The following is a 15,043-nucleotide window of genomic DNA, read 5'->3' as shown; positions in this document are numbered from 1 at the left end:
GTGATGATGGACGGCGACAGCACCACGGGCGCGCCACGCACGGCGGGCATGATGCTGCGTTCGGCACGCGAGGCGCAGGGCCTGACCCTGTCGGACATCGCGCAGCGCACGCGGATTCCGCTGCGCCACCTTGAAGCGGTCGAGGACGGCAAGTTTCAGGCGCTCCCCTCGATCACCTATGCGATGGGCTTCGGCCGCGCCTATGCCCGCGCAGTCGGCGTGGACGAGACGGAGGTGGCGCGCGCGCTCCGCTCCGAACTCGCCGCCAATTACCAGCGTCCCGAACCGTTGCAGGACCTCGAACCGATCGACATGCGCCGCGGGCCTTCGCCCGGCGTCGTCGTCATCGCCGCCGCGATCGCCATCGTACTGCTGCTGGGCGTCGGCCTGTATTTCGGCACCTCGCTGTTCCGCCGCGACGAACCGGTGACCGCCCAGGCGACCGTCGCCGGCGACCTCGGCATGTTGCCGCCGACCCCGACGCCCGCAACCGGCAACACCGCGCCCGTCGCACCGCCGGTCCCGGCGGGCGGGGGACAGGTGACGCTGACCGCCACCGGCACGACCTGGGTCCGCATCTTCGACGACACCGGCACGCTGGTGAACAAGGAGATGAAGGCGGGCGATCGCTACGACGTGCCGATGACCGCGAAGAACCCGCAGATCCGCACCGGTCGCCCCGACCTGCTGACCGTCACCGTCAACGGATCGAACGTGCCGCCGCTCGGCACCGCCGAACGCCCGGTCACCGTGGGCGTCAGCGCGGAGGCCCTGCGCAACCGCGCGTCGGCAGCGCCCACACCGACGCCGTCGCCCGCCGGTTAAGCGTGGCGACAGCTCGCCTGCCTAGGGTCGTGCGGCCCATCCAACCTGCTCCGGGGGGAGTTTTCATGCGCTATCTCAACGCCCTGCCGCTCGTCGCGCTCGGCCTGCTCGCCGCCGTGCCGGCCTCTGCCCAGACCGCGACCACGCTCGAACCCCGCGTCAACAAGCTGGAGCGCGAGATGCGCGCCGTGCAACGCAAGGTCTTTCCCGGCGGCGCGCCCAACCAGGTCGAACCGCAGATCACCGCCCCGATCCAGCCGACCGACATCCCCGGCAGCCCGTCGAGCGGCCCGCTCGCCACGCTGACCTCGCGCGTCGACGCGCTCGAATCGCAGCAGCAGGCGCTGACCGGCCAGCTCGAACAGGCGCAATACAAGCTGCGCCAGCTCGAATCGGCGTTCGAGGCGTACCGGACCGCGACCGATGCGAAGCTGAAGACGCTGGAATCGGCCGGCGCCCCGCCGATCGCGCCTGCCACCCCCGGCGCGGTCGCCGCCTCGGGCGACACCTCGACCGACGGCCCGCCCCCGACGCGCGGCCCCGGCAATGGCGGCGGGACACTCGGCGGCGGCACGGTCCGCCCACCCGTCGTCACTGCGCCCGCCGCCGCCGACCCGGCCCGCGCCCAGCGCATCGCCGCGATCGAAAAGCCGTCGTCCGGCGACGCGGCGGAAGACGGCTATCTCTACGGCTTCCGCCTGTGGAGCGCGAAACTCTATCCCGAAGCTATCGCCGCGCTGCGCCCGGTCGTCGCGAAATACCCCAAGCACCGCCGCGCCAGCTATGCCCAGAACCTGATCGGCCGGTCCTATCTGGACGACGGCAAGCCCAGCCTCGCATCGCGCGAATTCTACGACAATTACAAGAACATGCCCGACGGCGAACGCGCCCCCGACAGCCTGTTCTACCTCGCCGACGCCCTCACCAAGCTGAAGAAGACCAAGGAAGCTTGCGACGTCTATGGCGAGTTGAACGACGTCTATGGCGACAAGATTTCGGCGGCGATGAAGGCCGATGTGGCCAAGGGGCGCACCGCCAACAAATGCGCGGCGTGAGGGAAGGCGTTCGGCAGCCATACCCGTTCGTCCTGAGTAGCTGCTGAGCCTGTCGAAGCAGCGTATCGAAGGACATACAGAGGTGCTCCGATCCATGTCTTGGACTGCGCTCAGCCCTTGCTCGGCACCAACGGGCGAAGGCATCCCGTCCGCCCAAGAAATACCCGTTCGGTTCGAGCTTGTCGAGAAGCGGCAGTCGAGAACGCCCTGCCTTGGGCACCCCCTTCTCGACTACGGTTCCCGACAGGCTCGAAGCAAACGGATGAGGATGAAATGGCCATGTCTGGACAGTCTCGGCCGGGCTGTGTGGCACTGGCCGGCGTGAACCGGAAGGCTCCGCTGCACCGAAAGCTCAGCACCCCCCCCACCTCATCCCGGCACGAGCCCGTGACCCCACCCCCCAAAGCCCTTACCCGCTTCACCCAGGACCTGACCGCGCTCGCCACCGCCCCCACGCCCGACCGTCCACTGGCGATCGCCGTTTCCGGCGGCCCCGATTCGATGGCGCTCCTCGCCCTCGCCGTCGCAGCGTTCCCGAACGCCGTCATCGCCGCTACCGTCGACCACCGCCTGCGCACCGCGTCGGCAAACGAAGCCGCGATGGTCGCCGACTGGTGCCGCGCCCACGCCATCTCCCATGCCACACTCGCCCCCGACACGCCCCCCGCCGGCGCCAGCATCCAGGCACAAGCGCGCCACGCCCGCTACGCCCTGCTTGCCGACTGGGCGATCGCCGGGCACGCCACCGCACTGGCCACCGCGCACCATGCCGACGATCAGGCCGAAACCTTCCTGATGCGCGCCGCCCGCGCGTCCGGACCCGCCGGCCTTGCCGGCATCCGGCCGCGCTGGACCTATGAACAGCATCGCTGGCACGCCAGTTATCCGAAAGACGCGGTGGCTGCCGTCGCCGATGTGACTCCGCTCCCCATCGTCCGCCCGCTCCTCACCTGGCGCCGCGCCGACCTGCGCGCCCTCTCCGCCGACCTGCCCTTTGTCGACGACCCCTCGAACACCGACCCGCGCCATGACCGCACCGCCGTGCGCACGCTGCTGGCCGCCGGGCATCTCGACCCGCTGGGGCTTGCCGCCGCCGCCGCGCATTGCTGTGAGGTCGACGCCACGCTGTCCCAAACGATCGACTGGCTGTGGCGCACGCGCAGTCTGGACGCCGAAGCCGGGGAATGCCGCCTCGACATGACCGACCTGCCCCGCGAACTGCGCCGCCGACTCGCCCGTCGCGCGATCGGCGACGTGCGGCTGGTCGACGGCATCACCGAAGGCCGCTGGTCCGACGCCGCCAATATCGAATCGCTGCTGGATGCGCTCGATTCGGGCGGAACGGCGACGAAAGCCGGCGTGCTGGCGTCGGCCGGCCACGGAATCTGGCACTTTCGGCCCGCTCCACCGCGCCGATCAGACTGATCGACGTTGTTCCATTGCCATTAACCTCGCCGAGCCTATCTTGGATGCACTGAGAGGTAGCACGTCCGCATGAACGACAACGACAAGCAGAACGGCCCCGAAAACAACGGCGGCAATCCGTGGATGAAGAGCCTGTTGATCTGGGTCGGCATCCTGGTGTCGCTGGCGATCTTCGTCCAGCTGTTCAACGGCCCGTCGACGCAGACCCAAGGTCAGGTGATCCCCTATTCGACCTTCCTGAACAAGGTCGACGAAGGGTCGGTCCGCGACGTCAACATCGCGACCAGCACGATCACCGGCACCTACACCAATGACGACAAGTTCCGCACCAACGCGCTGAACGATCCCAACCTGATCGAGCGGCTGCGCGCGAAGAACGTCGTCATGAACGCGCGGCCGGAGGAAGGGCCGAACATCTGGATGGCGATCCTCGTCCAGTCGCTTCCGTTCCTGCTGTTCCTCGGCATCGCCTTCTTCGTCCTGCGCCAGATGCAGAAGGGCGGCGGCGGTGGCGGCGCGATGGGCTTCGGCAAGTCGCGCGCGCGGATGCTGACGCAGAAAGAAGGCAAGGTCACCTTCGACGATGTCGCCGGCATCGACGAGGCACGCGCCGAACTGACAGAGATCGTCGACTTCCTGAAGGACCCGACCAAGTTCGCCCGTCTGGGCGGCAAGATTCCGAAGGGCGCGCTGCTGGTCGGCTCGCCCGGCACCGGTAAGACTTTGCTCGCCCGCGCCATCGCGGGTGAAGCGGGCGTGCCGTTCTTCACCATTTCGGGGTCGGATTTCGTCGAGATGTTCGTCGGCGTCGGCGCCAGCCGCGTCCGCGACATGTTTGAACAGGCCAAGAAGTCGGCCCCCTGCATCGTCTTCATCGACGAAATCGACGCGGTCGGTCGCCATCGCGGCGCGGGTCTGGGCAACGGTAACGACGAACGCGAACAGACGCTGAACCAGCTGCTGGTCGAAATGGACGGGTTCGAGGCGAACGAAGGGATCATCATCGTCGCCGCGACCAACCGTCCCGACGTGCTCGACCCCGCGCTGCTGCGTCCGGGCCGCTTCGACCGGCAGGTCGTGGTGCCGCGCCCGGATATCGAGGGCCGGATCAAGATCCTGCAGGTCCATATGAAGAAGGTGCCGCTGGCGCCCGACGTCGATGCCCGCGTCATCGCGCGTGGCACCCCGGGCTTCTCGGGTGCCGACCTCGCCAACCTCGTCAACGAAGCGGCGCTGACGGCGGCGCGCAAGGGCAAGCGCCTTGTCGCGAACCAGGAGTTTGAGGAGGCGAAGGACAAAGTCATGATGGGTGCCGAGCGGCGCTCGATGGTGATGACCGACGATGAGAAGCGGATGACCGCCTATCACGAGGCCGGCCACGCGATCGTGTCGCTCCATGAACCGGCATCGGACCCGATCCACAAGGCGACGATCATCCCGCGCGGCCGCGCGCTGGGCATGGTGATGCGCCTGCCCGAGCGCGACTCGTACAGCTATCACCGCGATAAGATGTACGCGAACCTCTCGGTCGCGATGGGCGGCCGCGTCGCCGAGGAGATCATCTTCGGCTATGACAAGGTGTCGTCGGGCGCTTCGGGCGACATCCAGCAGGCGACGTCGCTTGCCCGCGACATGGTCACCCGCTGGGGCATGTCCGATGCGGTGGGGCCGGTCGAATATGGCGAGCCACAGGGTGAGAGCTTCCTCGGCTATTCGTCGTCTGCGCCCGCGCGGATGTCGAACAAGACTGCCGAGCTGATCGACAGCGAAATCAAGCGCATCGTCGAAGGCGGTCTCGACCGCGCCCGCAAGCTGCTGACCGATCACGTCGACCAGTTGCACACGCTGGCCGGCGCGCTGCTCGAGTTCGAAACCCTGTCGGGCGACGAGATCAAGCGGCTGATCGCGGGTGAGGATATCGGCCGGGACGAGGGCACGCCCTCCACCCCGCTGGCCGCCGCAGGCACCTCGATCCCAAAGACCCGCCGCCCGCGCGGCCCCTTCGGATCGCCGACGCCGCAGGGCGCATAATGGCGTTTGCCGGTGGTGGAGCGGTCGCTCCACCACCGGTCTTCATACCGAACGCAAATAGCGTGCGAGTGTGAACTTCGTGAACTTTGGACCGATATCGCCGATATCCGTGTCGGCCATATTGACTTCCCCGACGCCCCGCCGAACGATGTGACATCATCGCATCGCCGCCCGGCGATCGGTCAGGAGTCCCTAGCACCCATGCGTATCCGTCCGCTCCTTCTCGCCTGCACCCTCGCACTCGGCGCGTCGACCCTCGCCGCACAGACCGCCCGGCCCGGCCCAGACATCTGGCCGCCCAACGGCGACATCCCGGCGAAGTTCGTCCCGCCGACCGACAAATACGACTATGTGAAGCGCGAAGTGATGATCCCGATGCGCGACGGGGTGAAGCTGCACACGGTCATCATGATCCCGAAGGGCGCGGCGAACGCCCCGATCCTGCTGACCCGCACGCCATACAACGCATCGGGTCGGGTCGCCCGTGCCGACAGCACCAGCTATGTCGCGACGTTGCCGCAGGGCGACGAGGTCTTCACCCGCGCCGGCTATATCCGCGTGTTCCAGGACATTCGCGGCAAATACGGGTCGGAGGGCGACTATGTCGTCACCCGCCCCGTCCGTGGCCCGTTGAACCCCACGAGCACCGATCACGTCACCGACGCCTATGACACGATCGACTGGCTGGTGAACAAGGCGAACCTGCCCGAAAGCAACGGCCGCGTCGGGATGCTGGGGTCGTCGTACGAAGGTTTCACCGTCGTCATGGCGCTGCTGAACCCGCATCCGGCGCTGAAGGTCGCCGCCCCCGAAAGCCCGATGATCGACGGCTGGATGGGCGACGACTGGTTCCACTACGGTGCATTCCGGCTGGCCAATATCGGCTGGATCGGCAGCCAGACCGGCTACAAAGGTTCGGGCTCGTCGCCGCCATCGACCACCTATGACGATTACGACCAGTTCCGGAACGTCGGCTCGGCCAACGACTGGGCCAAGGCGTCGGGCTATGCCCAGCTGCCCTTCTGGCAGCGCTTCGTCGCGCATCCCTCCTACGACGCCTATTGGCAGGGGCAGGCGCTCGACAAGCTGATCGCCGCCAACCCCTCCAACGTCCCCACCATGTGGGAACAGGGGCTGTGGGATCAGGAGGACATGTACGGCGCGATCACCGCATGGGAGGCGCTGAAGGCCAAGGGCAAGGGCGGCAACAACTTCCTCGTCATGGGGCCATGGCGGCACAGCGGCGCGAACTATGACGGATCGTCGCTGGGCGACATCAAGTTCAACGGCGACACCGCGCTGCAATGGCGGCAGAACTACCTGTTCCCCTTCTTCGACCAGTATCTGCGCGACGGCCGCCCCGCCTTCACCCCGCCGCAGGCGCTGATCTACAATACCGGCGAGAACCATTGGGACGAACTGTCGCAATGGCCGCTGGCGTGCGAGAAGGGCTGCGCCGCACCGCTCAAGCCGATCTATCTGGGCGCGGACGGCGATCTCGGCTTCACTGCGGCCAAGGCCGGTGGCGACAGCTATGTCTCCGATCCCGCCAAGCCGGTCCCGCACCTCTCGCGCCCGGTCAATTTCGACGACGGCCGGTGGAAGGCATGGCTGGTCAGCGACCAGCGCCATGTCGACGGGCGCACCGACGTCATGACCTATCAGACCCCGGTGCTGACCCAGCCGGTCAAGGTATCGGGCGCGCCGATCGCCGACCTCTTTGCCAAGACGACCGGCACCGACGGCGATTTCGTGGTGAAGGTGATCGACGTCTATCCCGACGTCGTGCCCGGCCAGCCGGCGATGGGCGGATACCAGCTCCCCATCAGCCTCGACATCTTCCGCGGCCGCTATCGCAACGACTTCGCCAAGCCCTCGGCGATCCCGGCGAACAAGACGCAACGCTATCGCTTCCGCCTGCCGACGGTGAACCATGTGTTCCAGCCGGGGCACCGCATCATGGTGCAGGTCCAGTCGTCGCTGTTCCCGCTCTACGACCGCAACCCGCAGACCTATGTCCCGAACATCTTCACCGCGCCGAAGGACGCATACCGCAAGGCAACGGTGACGATCGAACGCGGCGGCAGCAGCCCCAGTGCGGTGTGGCTGCCGGTGGTGGAGACGAAGTAACGCGGTCGCTCACGTCATCCCGGCGCAGGCCGGGATGACGTCGCGCTTGGCGCTAACCCGTGATCCCGCCCGAAATCCTCGCGCGCGTCGTCCTGTCCCTGCTCGACGATCGAGCGGCGGATGGCTCGCGTCCGGGTGAACAGGTCGAACAGTTCGTCGCCCTTGTCCCAGCGGATCGCGCGTTGCAGCGCCGACAAATCCTCCGAAAAGCGCTGGAGCATCGCCAGCACCGCATCCTTGTTCGCCAGGAACACGTCGCGCCACATCGTCGGATCGGATGCGGCGATCCGGGTGAAGTCGCGGAAACCGCCCGCCGAATATTTGATGACCTCGCTCTGCGTCACTGCCTCCAGATCGGACGCGGTGCCGACGATGGTGTAGGCGATCAGGTGGGGCAGATGGCTGGTCACCGCCAGCACCAGGTCGTGATGCTGCGCGTCCATCGTGTCGATGTCGGCACCCAGCCGGCGCCAGAACTCGGCGACCCGCTCGACCGCCGTCGCATCGGCATCGGCGGCCGGCGTGAGGATGCACCAGCGCCCCTTGAACAGCGTGGCGAAGCCCGCCTCCGGCCCGCTGCGCTCAGTCCCGGCCACCGGATGCGCCGGCACGATCGCGACGCCGGGCAGCGCCTCGGCCAGGGCGGCGGCAATCCCCGCCTTGCTCGATCCCACGTCGCTGACGATCACCCCGGCGGGCAGGTCGGCGGCAATCTCCGCCGCGACCGGGCCGATCGCCCCGACCGGCACGCACAAGATGACGAGGTCGGCGTCGATCACCGCCGCGCCGGCATGGTCGGTGCAGTCGTCGACCAGCCCGAGCGCCCGCACCGCCTCGCGCGCTTCCGGCGAGGCATCATGCCCGGTCAGCCGCACCGTCGGCATTTCGGCGCGCACGGCGCGGGCGATCGACGATCCGATCAGCCCCAGCCCGATGATGGCGACGCGGGAAAAGGGCAGCATCAGCCGCCCACGATGTCGCGCAGCGCGGCGGCGATCCCGCGCACCTCCGCCTCGGTCCCGATCGAGATGCGCAGGCCGTTGGCCAGCCCCTGCCCCGGCAACCAGCGGACGATGAACCCGCGGTCCATCAGCGCCTGATAGGCGTCGCCCGCGCTGACCGGCCCTTCGAACAGCACCAGCACGAAATTGGCCTTGGACGGCACGGCGCGCAGGCCCGCATTGCCCATCGCCGCGATCTCGACCTCGAACCATGTCCGCCACTGGCGATTGTGCGCGCGGCTTGCCTCGACAAAGCCCTTGTCGCGGATCGCGGCGATCGCCGCCTGCTGTCCGGCGGTGGTCACGTTGAACGGTGCGCGGATACGGTGCATCGCATCGATCGCCTCCGCCGAACCATAGCCCCAGCCGATCCGCTCGGCGGCAAGGCCGTGGATCTTCGAAAAAGTCCGCGTGACCAGCACATTGAGCTGGGTCTTGGCGAGGTCGAGGCCGTGATCGTCCTCAGCCGGCTCCAGATATTCGGCATAGGCCTGGTCGAGCACCAGCAGCACGTGCGGTGGCAACCCGGCGTGGAGGCGCGCAATCTCGCCGCGCGGGGCATAGGTGCCGGTCGGGTTGTTCGGATTTGCAACGAAGACGACGCGGGTCCGCTCGGTCACGCAGGCGAGGATCGCGTCGACATCGGTCGCATGGTCCTTGTCCGGCGCGATCACCGGGGTCGCCCCCACCCGCCGCGCCGCGATCTCATAGACCGCAAAGCCGTAACGGACGAAGATCACCTCGTCGCCATGCCCCGCATAGGCCCCGGCGGCGAGGTGCAGTACCTCGTCCGACCCGGTGCCATAGATGATGCGCGCCGGGTCCAGCCCATGCGCCTGCCCGATCGCGGTGCGCAGGTCGCCGGCTCCGGCGTCGGGATAGCGTTCGAGGCTGCGGTCGGCGGTGGCGAAGGCGGCACGGGCATGGGGCGAGGTGCCCAGCGGATTCTCGTTGGACGACAGCTTCGCCACCTGCCGCCCGTCATCGGTCTTCGACCGGCCGGGGACATAGGGGGCGATGTCGAGGATCCAGGGCTTCGGAGCGGGTGCGTTCATGGGTTCGGGCACTGGCAAATGCCGGCCCTGAACGCAAGGTTCGGGTCGGAGGTTGGCATAATGCACACCGCTTCTGATCGTCATTCCCGCCTCCGCGAGAATGACGACGGGGGTGGTATAGCCCACCCCAAGCCTTGAACCCGCCGCGCCACGCATTTACCGCACGCCGATGGATTCCCGTTTCGGCCCCGATCGTCGCGCTACCCTGACCTCCGGCCTCGCGCTGGACGGCGGGGCAATGCTGCCGGCGATCGACATCGCCTATGAAACCTATGGCACGCTGTCGCCGGCGCGCGACAATGCGGTGCTGATCTGCCACGCGCTGACCGGCGACCAGCACGTCGCCTCCACCCATCCGCGCACCGGCAAGCCCGGATGGTGGTCGCGCATGGTCGGGCCGGGCAAGCCGATCGATCTGGAAAAGCATTTCGTCATCTGTTCGAACGTGCTGGGCAGCTGCATGGGATCGTCGGGTCCCGCCAGCATCGATCCCGCCACCGGCACCCCCTATGCGATGCGCTTTCCGGTGCTGACCATCCGCGACATGGTGCGGGCGCAAGGGATGCTGCTCGACCATCTCGGCATCGATCGGCTGCGCGCGGTGGTCGGCGGGTCGATGGGGGGGATGCAGGCGCTGTCCTGGGCGGCGACGCTGCCCGACCGGGTGGAGGCGGTGGTGGTGATCGCGTCGACCGCGCGGCATTCGGCGCAGAACATCGCGTTCCACGAGGTCGGGCGACAGGCGATCATGGCCGACCCGAACTGGCGCGGTGGCGAATATTATGCCGATGGATCGCCCCCCGCCGCCGGCCTCTCGGTCGCGCGGATGGCGGCGCACATCACCTACCTCTCCGAAGCGGGCCTGACCGCCAAGTTCGGCCGCAAGCTGCAGGCGCGCGCCGATGGACAGGCCGGCGCCAGGAGCTTCGGCTTCGACGCCGATTTTCAGGTCGAAAGCTATCTCCGGCATCAGGGATTGGCGTTCACCGACCGGTTCGACGCCAACAGCTATCTCTACATCACCCGCGCGCTCGATTATTTCGACTTGGCGGAGGAGCATGGCGGGGTGCTGGCCAACGCCTTTCGCAAGACGAAGGCGCGGTTCTGCATCGTCAGCTTCGACACCGACTGGCTTTATCCCACGGCCGAGTCCCGCAATATCGTCCACGCGCTGAACGCCGCCGGCGCGCCCGCCAGCTTCGTCGAACTGTCCTCTCCGTTCGGCCACGATGCGTTCCTGCTCGATTCACCCGAACTGGACCGGATCATGCGCGGCTTTCTGGAGGCACGGGCATGACCCTGCGGCCCGACCTGGCGATCATCGCCGCGAATGTCACACGCGGCAGCCGCGTGCTGGATGTCGGTTGCGCCGACGGGCAGTTGATGGCGGCGCTGCGCGACGAACGCGGCGTCGATGCGCGGGGACTCGAGATCGATCCGGGCAATGTCGCCGATGCGATGGCGCGGGGACTGTCGGTGATGCAGGGCGATGCCGATCGCGACCTCGCCGACTATCCCGACGCCAGCTTCGACTATGCGATCCTGAGCCAAACGTTGCAGACCGCGATGCGGCCGCATGTCGTGCTCGACCATCTGCTGCGCATCGGTGCGCAGGCATTCGTGTCCTTTCCGAACTTCGCCCATTGGCGGGTGCGTGCGTCGCTGCTGTGGGGCGGGCGGATGCCGGTGACGAAGCTGTTGCCGCTCGAATGGTACGAGACGCCCAATATCCATCACCTGACGATCGACGATTTCCGTGCCTATGTCGCCAAACAGGGCATTACTGTCGTCGACGCATGGTTCCTGTCGGGGGGCAAGCGGACGACGGCGGCGGCGGCCAATTTCCGCGCCGAACATGCGGTGTTCCTGCTCAAACGCTGATGCCGCGTTAACCATTATGCAGGCTTTGCGGCCGATACTTCCGTCTGTCGGGGGACAAGACGGGATTCGGTTCGATGCGTACACGCCTGCTCCTGCTCGCTGCCTGCAGTGCCGCGCTGCTCCATGGTTGCACGCGCAAGACGCCCGAGGTCGCGGTGGTGACACCGCCGCCGGTCCCGGTCGCGGCCCCCGCCCCGAGGCCCAAACCGCCGATGGGCGCGGCCGCCACCCTCACCATTCCGGCCGTCCTGTCCGACGGCAGCTATGCGACGCCCAATCATGCCCTGTCGGCCGATGCCGCCGTGTGGCATCTGCGGTCGGCGCTGAACGTCGCCGCGCTCCAGTGCAACGTCGCCGACCCGACCGGCGTCGCGCAGTATAACCGGCTGCTGAAGGTCCATGCCGCCCGCTTCGCCGCCGCGCACAAGGCGCTGGAGGCCGAATATCGCAGGGGCGGGGGCGACTGGCAGGACCGGTTCGACGATGCGATGACCCGCGTCTACAATTATTTCGCCCAGCCGCCGGTGCGCGACCAGTTCTGCGCCACCGCGCTGCCGATGCTGGCGCAGGTCGCCGACCTGCCGGTGGGCGGGATCGACGGGTTCGCCGCGCCCGGCATCGCCTCGCTCGACCAGCCCTTCGTCGATTTCTACCGCGCCTATGACCAGTATCGCGTCGAGCTGGCGGCGTGGCAGGGTGGGCAGGCGCCGAAGCTGGCGGTCGACCCGCAGGTGCTGGTCGCGTCGACCGACGTCACGGGCGGCGGCTATCGCATGGCGGCGCGTTGACGCGCTTGCCAGCGGCGTGGCGACAGGTCACGATCCGCGCATGACCCAAGCTCCCATTCGCATCGGCATCGGCGGCTGGAGCTTCCCGCCGTGGCGCGGCACCTTCTACCCCGACAAGCTGGCGCAGAAGCGGGAGCTGGAATTCGCGTCGCGCGCGGTCACTGCGATCGAGATCAACGCGACCTATCACGGCACCCAGAAGCCGGCGAGCTTCGCCAACTGGGCCGCGACCGCGCCCGACGGCTTCGTGTTCGCGGTGAAGGCGTCGAAATACTGCACCAACCGCAAGGTGCTGGCGGAGTCAGGCGAGTCGATCGAACGGTTCGTCGGATCGGGCATCACCGAACTGGGCGAGAAGCTGGGGCCTATTCTGTGGCAATTCATGGCGACCAAGAAGTTCGATGCCGACGATTTCGCCGCCTTCCTGTCGCTGCTGCCCGACGCCCATGCCGGCGTGACCCTGCGCCATGCGGTGCAGGTCCGGCATGACAGCTTCGCCGTGCCCGCATTCGTGGCGATGGCGCGCAGGGCCGGGGTGGCGATCGTCCATGCCGATTCCGCCGATCATCCGGCGATCGCCGATGTGACCGGCGACTTCGTCTACGCCCGGCTGGAGAATGCGCAGGAGGACGTCGCCACCGGCTATGACGATGCCGCGCTCGATCGCTGGGCCGATGCGGCGCGAGCCTGGGCGAACGGCGGGGTGCCGGACGGCCTGCCCTATGTCGATGCCACGCCGCCCGCGCGTACCCCGCGCGAAACCTTCGTCTTCTTCATCAATGGTGCGAAGGTACGGGCGCCGCATGGGGCGATGGCGCTGATCGACCGGCTATAGCCCTTCGCGGCGCAGCGGGCGGGCAAGCAGCGTATCGATCACCTGCGCGACCGGCGTGCCGTCCAGCAAAGCCCCGACCGCCGCCGTTACCGGCATGTCGACGCCGGCTTCCGCCGCCGCCTCGCGCAGGACCGGTGCGGTGAACGCACCCTCCGCCACCGTCCGGCGATCCGCCATCAGTTCGGCGGCGGCGCGCCCCTGCCCCAGCCCGACGCCTAGCGAATAGTTGCGCGACGCGGTCGAGGAACAGGTCAGCACCAGATCGCCCAGCCCCGACAGCCCGGCCAGCGTCTCCGCCCGCGCACCGCGCGCCAGCCCGAAACGGGTCATCTCGGCAAAGCCGCGCGCGATCACCGAGGCCCGCGCATTCTGCCCCAGCCCCGCGCCCTCGACCACGCCGCAGGCGATGGCGAGCACGTTCTTGACCGCGCCGCCGATCTCCGCGCCGATCACGTCGTCGCTGGCATAGGGGCGGAAGGCGGGTGCCGCGAGCCGTTCGGCCAGCCGGTCGCGCAACCCTGCATCGGCACAGGCGAGGGTGACGGCAGTCGGCTTGCCCGCCGCGACCTCGTGCGCGAAAGTCGGGCCGGACAGGACCGCGACCGGGGCCTGCGGATGAACGGCGAGGGCGACCTCACCCACCAGCAGCCGGGTTCCCGCCTCGATCCCCTTGGCGCACAGCACCAGCGCGCGGGTGCCGACGTCGATGCTCGACAGCACGCTACGGACATGCTGCGCCGGGGCGACCACCAGCAGCGCCTCCGCATCGTGCAAGGCACCGGCATCGGTCGTCGCATGGATCGCTTGCGAAAGGGTGACACCGGGCAGGAACAGCGGGTTGGTGCGGGTGGCGTTGATCGCGTCGGCGACCTCGCCCTCGCGCACCCACAACGTCACGTCGCCGCCGCGCGCCGCGACCTGCGCCAGTGCGGTGCCCCAGGCGCCGCCGCCGATGACCCCGATCTTCATGCCTTCACTCCTGCCCCACGCACCTTTTCCGCCGATGGATCGAGCGGCCAGCGCGGCCGCGCCGCCACGTCCAGCGGATCGCTATGGCCGGCCATGAACCGCTCCGCCCCGGCCCAGGCGATCATGGCGGCATTGTCGGTGCACAGCCAGAGCGGCGGCGCGACGAAGCGCAGGCCGTTTGCCGCCGCCAGTGCCTCCAGCGCCGCCCGCACCGCGCGATTGGCGGCGACCCCGCCGGCCACCACCAAAGCGCTGACCGGCCCGGCGAGGTGCAGCGCCAGCTTCGTCCGGTCGAGCAGGCAGTCGACCACCGCCTGCTGGAACGACGCCGCGATGTCGGCGGTCGTATGGATGCCGGCGTCATGCGCGCGCAGCACCGCGCTCTTCAGCCCCGCGAACGAAAAATGCGGATCGGGCGTGCCGACCAGCGGGCGGGGCAGCGGCACCGCCTTCGCATCGCCCGCCAGCGCCGCCGCCTCGACCCGCGGGCCGCCGGGATAGCCGAGGCCCAGCACCTTCGCGGTCTTGTCGAACGCTTCGCCCGCCGCATCGTCGATCGTGGTGCCCAGCCGACGATACTGCCCAACGCCATCGACCCGCAGCAACTGGCAGTGCCCGCCCGACACCAGCAGCAGCAGATAGGGATAGGCGAGGTCAGGATCGGTCAGGCGCGGCGACAACGCATGACCCTCCAGATGGTTGACTGCGACCAGCGGCTTGCCCGCCGCCAGCGCCAGCGCCTTCGCGGTCACCAGCCCGACCATCACCCCGCCGATCAGCCCCGGCCCGGCAGTGGCGGCGATCGCGTCGACATCGTGCAATGCAACGCCGGCGTCGGCCAGCGCCCCCTCGACCAGCAAGGGCAGGATTTCGACATGCGCGCGCGCCGCGATTTCGGGCACGACGCCGCCATAGGGGGCGTGCGCCGCCTCCTGTCCCGCCAGCCGGTGCGACAATATGGTGCGGTCGCCGCGCACGATGGCGACGGCGGTTTCGTCGCAGCTGGATTCGATACCGAGGATGAGGGGGTTTGACATCCTGTCTGCCT

General features: G+C 68.4%; 13 protein-coding genes. 9 read left to right on the top strand and 4 right to left on the bottom strand.

What is annotated here, in order from left to right; all coding sequences use genetic code 11:
- Window positions 1-6 precede the first annotated feature (6 nt).
- From ASE83_RS08005 to ASE83_RS07985, 5 genes are all read left to right on the top strand, one after another.
- A complete protein-coding gene (locus ASE83_RS08005) occupies window positions 7-825 on the top strand; it encodes a helix-turn-helix domain-containing protein (RefSeq protein WP_235515978.1) in 819 nt (272 codons plus the stop codon).
- 65 nt (window positions 826-890) lie between these two features.
- On the top strand, window positions 891-1,880 hold the full coding sequence (locus tag ASE83_RS08000) for a hypothetical protein (protein WP_055787960.1): 990 nt from the start codon (window positions 891-893) through the stop codon (window positions 1,878-1,880).
- 387 nt (window positions 1,881-2,267) lie between these two features.
- Entirely contained in the window at window positions 2,268-3,305 is a 1,038-nt protein-coding gene (tilS, locus tag ASE83_RS07995) for a tRNA lysidine(34) synthetase TilS (RefSeq protein ID WP_055787956.1), read from the top strand.
- Window positions 3,306-3,374: 69 nt separating this feature from the next.
- A complete protein-coding gene (gene ftsH / locus ASE83_RS07990; RefSeq protein ID WP_055787953.1) occupies window positions 3,375-5,336 on the top strand; it encodes an ATP-dependent zinc metalloprotease FtsH in 1,962 nt (653 codons plus the stop codon).
- A 201-nt stretch (window positions 5,337-5,537) separates the two neighbouring features.
- Window positions 5,538-7,466 (top strand): CocE/NonD family hydrolase, encoded by a 1,929-nt coding sequence (locus ASE83_RS07985; RefSeq protein WP_055787951.1) that lies wholly within the window; start codon window positions 5,538-5,540, stop codon window positions 7,464-7,466.
- 14 nt (window positions 7,467-7,480) lie between these two features.
- Here ASE83_RS07985 and ASE83_RS07980 read toward each other — a convergent pair whose 3' ends face one another.
- Window positions 7,481-8,428, bottom strand: coding sequence for a prephenate/arogenate dehydrogenase family protein (locus ASE83_RS07980; protein WP_055787948.1), 948 nt, complete (start codon window positions 8,426-8,428; stop codon window positions 7,481-7,483).
- Window positions 8,428-9,522 carry a histidinol-phosphate transaminase gene (gene hisC / locus ASE83_RS07975; protein ID WP_055787944.1) on the bottom strand — a complete coding sequence of 365 codons (1,095 nt, stop codon included), beginning with the start codon at window positions 9,520-9,522 and terminating at the stop codon, window positions 8,428-8,430. The genes ASE83_RS07980 and hisC overlap by 1 nt, the downstream gene beginning before the upstream one ends.
- A 169-nt stretch (window positions 9,523-9,691) precedes the next feature.
- On the opposite strand from hisC, the gene metX reads away from it, so the two are divergent.
- The 4 genes from metX (at window position 9,692) to ASE83_RS07955 (ending at window position 13,026) form a co-directional block, all read left to right on the top strand.
- Window positions 9,692-10,819 carry a homoserine O-acetyltransferase MetX gene (metX, locus tag ASE83_RS07970; RefSeq protein WP_055787941.1) on the top strand — a complete coding sequence of 376 codons (1,128 nt, stop codon included), beginning with the start codon at window positions 9,692-9,694 and terminating at the stop codon, window positions 10,817-10,819.
- Complete coding sequence (metW, locus tag ASE83_RS07965) at window positions 10,816-11,403, top strand: methionine biosynthesis protein MetW (protein ID WP_055787938.1); 588 nt, start codon at window positions 10,816-10,818, stop codon at window positions 11,401-11,403. Before metX ends, metW begins: the two co-directional genes overlap by 4 nt.
- 74 nt (window positions 11,404-11,477) lie before the next feature.
- Window positions 11,478-12,191 carry a hypothetical protein gene (locus ASE83_RS07960; RefSeq protein ID WP_055787935.1) on the top strand — a complete coding sequence of 238 codons (714 nt, stop codon included), beginning with the start codon at window positions 11,478-11,480 and terminating at the stop codon, window positions 12,189-12,191.
- A gap of 40 nt (window positions 12,192-12,231) precedes the next feature.
- On the top strand, window positions 12,232-13,026 hold the full coding sequence (locus ASE83_RS07955) for a DUF72 domain-containing protein (RefSeq protein ID WP_055787933.1): 795 nt from the start codon (window positions 12,232-12,234) through the stop codon (window positions 13,024-13,026).
- Here ASE83_RS07955 and ASE83_RS07950 read toward each other — a convergent pair.
- Window positions 13,021-13,995, bottom strand: coding sequence for an NAD(P)H-dependent glycerol-3-phosphate dehydrogenase (locus ASE83_RS07950; RefSeq protein ID WP_055787930.1), 975 nt, complete (start codon window positions 13,993-13,995; stop codon window positions 13,021-13,023). The two genes, ASE83_RS07955 and ASE83_RS07950, sit on opposite strands and share 6 nt — an antisense overlap.
- Window positions 13,992-15,032, bottom strand: a complete 1,041-nt coding sequence (tsaD, locus tag ASE83_RS07945) for a tRNA (adenosine(37)-N6)-threonylcarbamoyltransferase complex transferase subunit TsaD (protein WP_055787928.1) — start codon at window positions 15,030-15,032, stop codon at window positions 13,992-13,994. Before tsaD ends, ASE83_RS07950 begins: the two co-directional genes overlap by 4 nt.
- Window positions 15,033-15,043: the final 11 nt, after the last annotated feature.

It is taken from the genome of Sphingomonas sp. Leaf32, from assembly GCF_001421765.1.
In the GTDB taxonomy this organism is placed as follows: domain Bacteria; phylum Pseudomonadota; class Alphaproteobacteria; order Sphingomonadales; family Sphingomonadaceae; genus Sphingomonas.
Note: the sequence above shows the minus strand (reverse complement) of the source record. Positions and strands in the feature narration are given on the sequence as shown.

Excerpts from the sequence above, each read along its gene's own strand:
- ASE83_RS07985 (WP_055787951.1), top strand. The coding sequence starts at position 5,538 with ATGCGTATCCGTCCGCTCCTTCTCGCCTGCACCCTCGCACTCGGCGCG.
- tsaD (WP_055787928.1), bottom strand. The coding sequence starts at position 15,032 with ATGTCAAACCCCCTCATCCTCGGTATCGAATCCAGCTGCGACGAAACC.
- ASE83_RS08000 (WP_055787960.1), top strand. The coding sequence starts at position 891 with ATGCGCTATCTCAACGCCCTGCCGCTCGTCGCGCTCGGCCTGCTCGCC.
- hisC (WP_055787944.1), bottom strand. The coding sequence starts at position 9,522 with ATGAACGCACCCGCTCCGAAGCCCTGGATCCTCGACATCGCCCCCTAT.
- ftsH (WP_055787953.1), top strand. The coding sequence starts at position 3,375 with ATGAACGACAACGACAAGCAGAACGGCCCCGAAAACAACGGCGGCAAT.
- ASE83_RS07955 (WP_055787933.1), top strand. The coding sequence starts at position 12,232 with ATGACCCAAGCTCCCATTCGCATCGGCATCGGCGGCTGGAGCTTCCCG.
- ASE83_RS07960 (WP_055787935.1), top strand. The coding sequence starts at position 11,478 with ATGCGTACACGCCTGCTCCTGCTCGCTGCCTGCAGTGCCGCGCTGCTC.
- ASE83_RS08005 (WP_235515978.1), top strand. The coding sequence starts at position 7 with ATGGACGGCGACAGCACCACGGGCGCGCCACGCACGGCGGGCATGATG.
- ASE83_RS07950 (WP_055787930.1), bottom strand. The coding sequence starts at position 13,995 with ATGAAGATCGGGGTCATCGGCGGCGGCGCCTGGGGCACCGCACTGGCG.
- metX (WP_055787941.1), top strand. The coding sequence starts at position 9,692 with ATGGATTCCCGTTTCGGCCCCGATCGTCGCGCTACCCTGACCTCCGGC.
- ASE83_RS07980 (WP_055787948.1), bottom strand. The coding sequence starts at position 8,428 with ATGCTGCCCTTTTCCCGCGTCGCCATCATCGGGCTGGGGCTGATCGGA.
- metW (WP_055787938.1), top strand. The coding sequence starts at position 10,816 with ATGACCCTGCGGCCCGACCTGGCGATCATCGCCGCGAATGTCACACGC.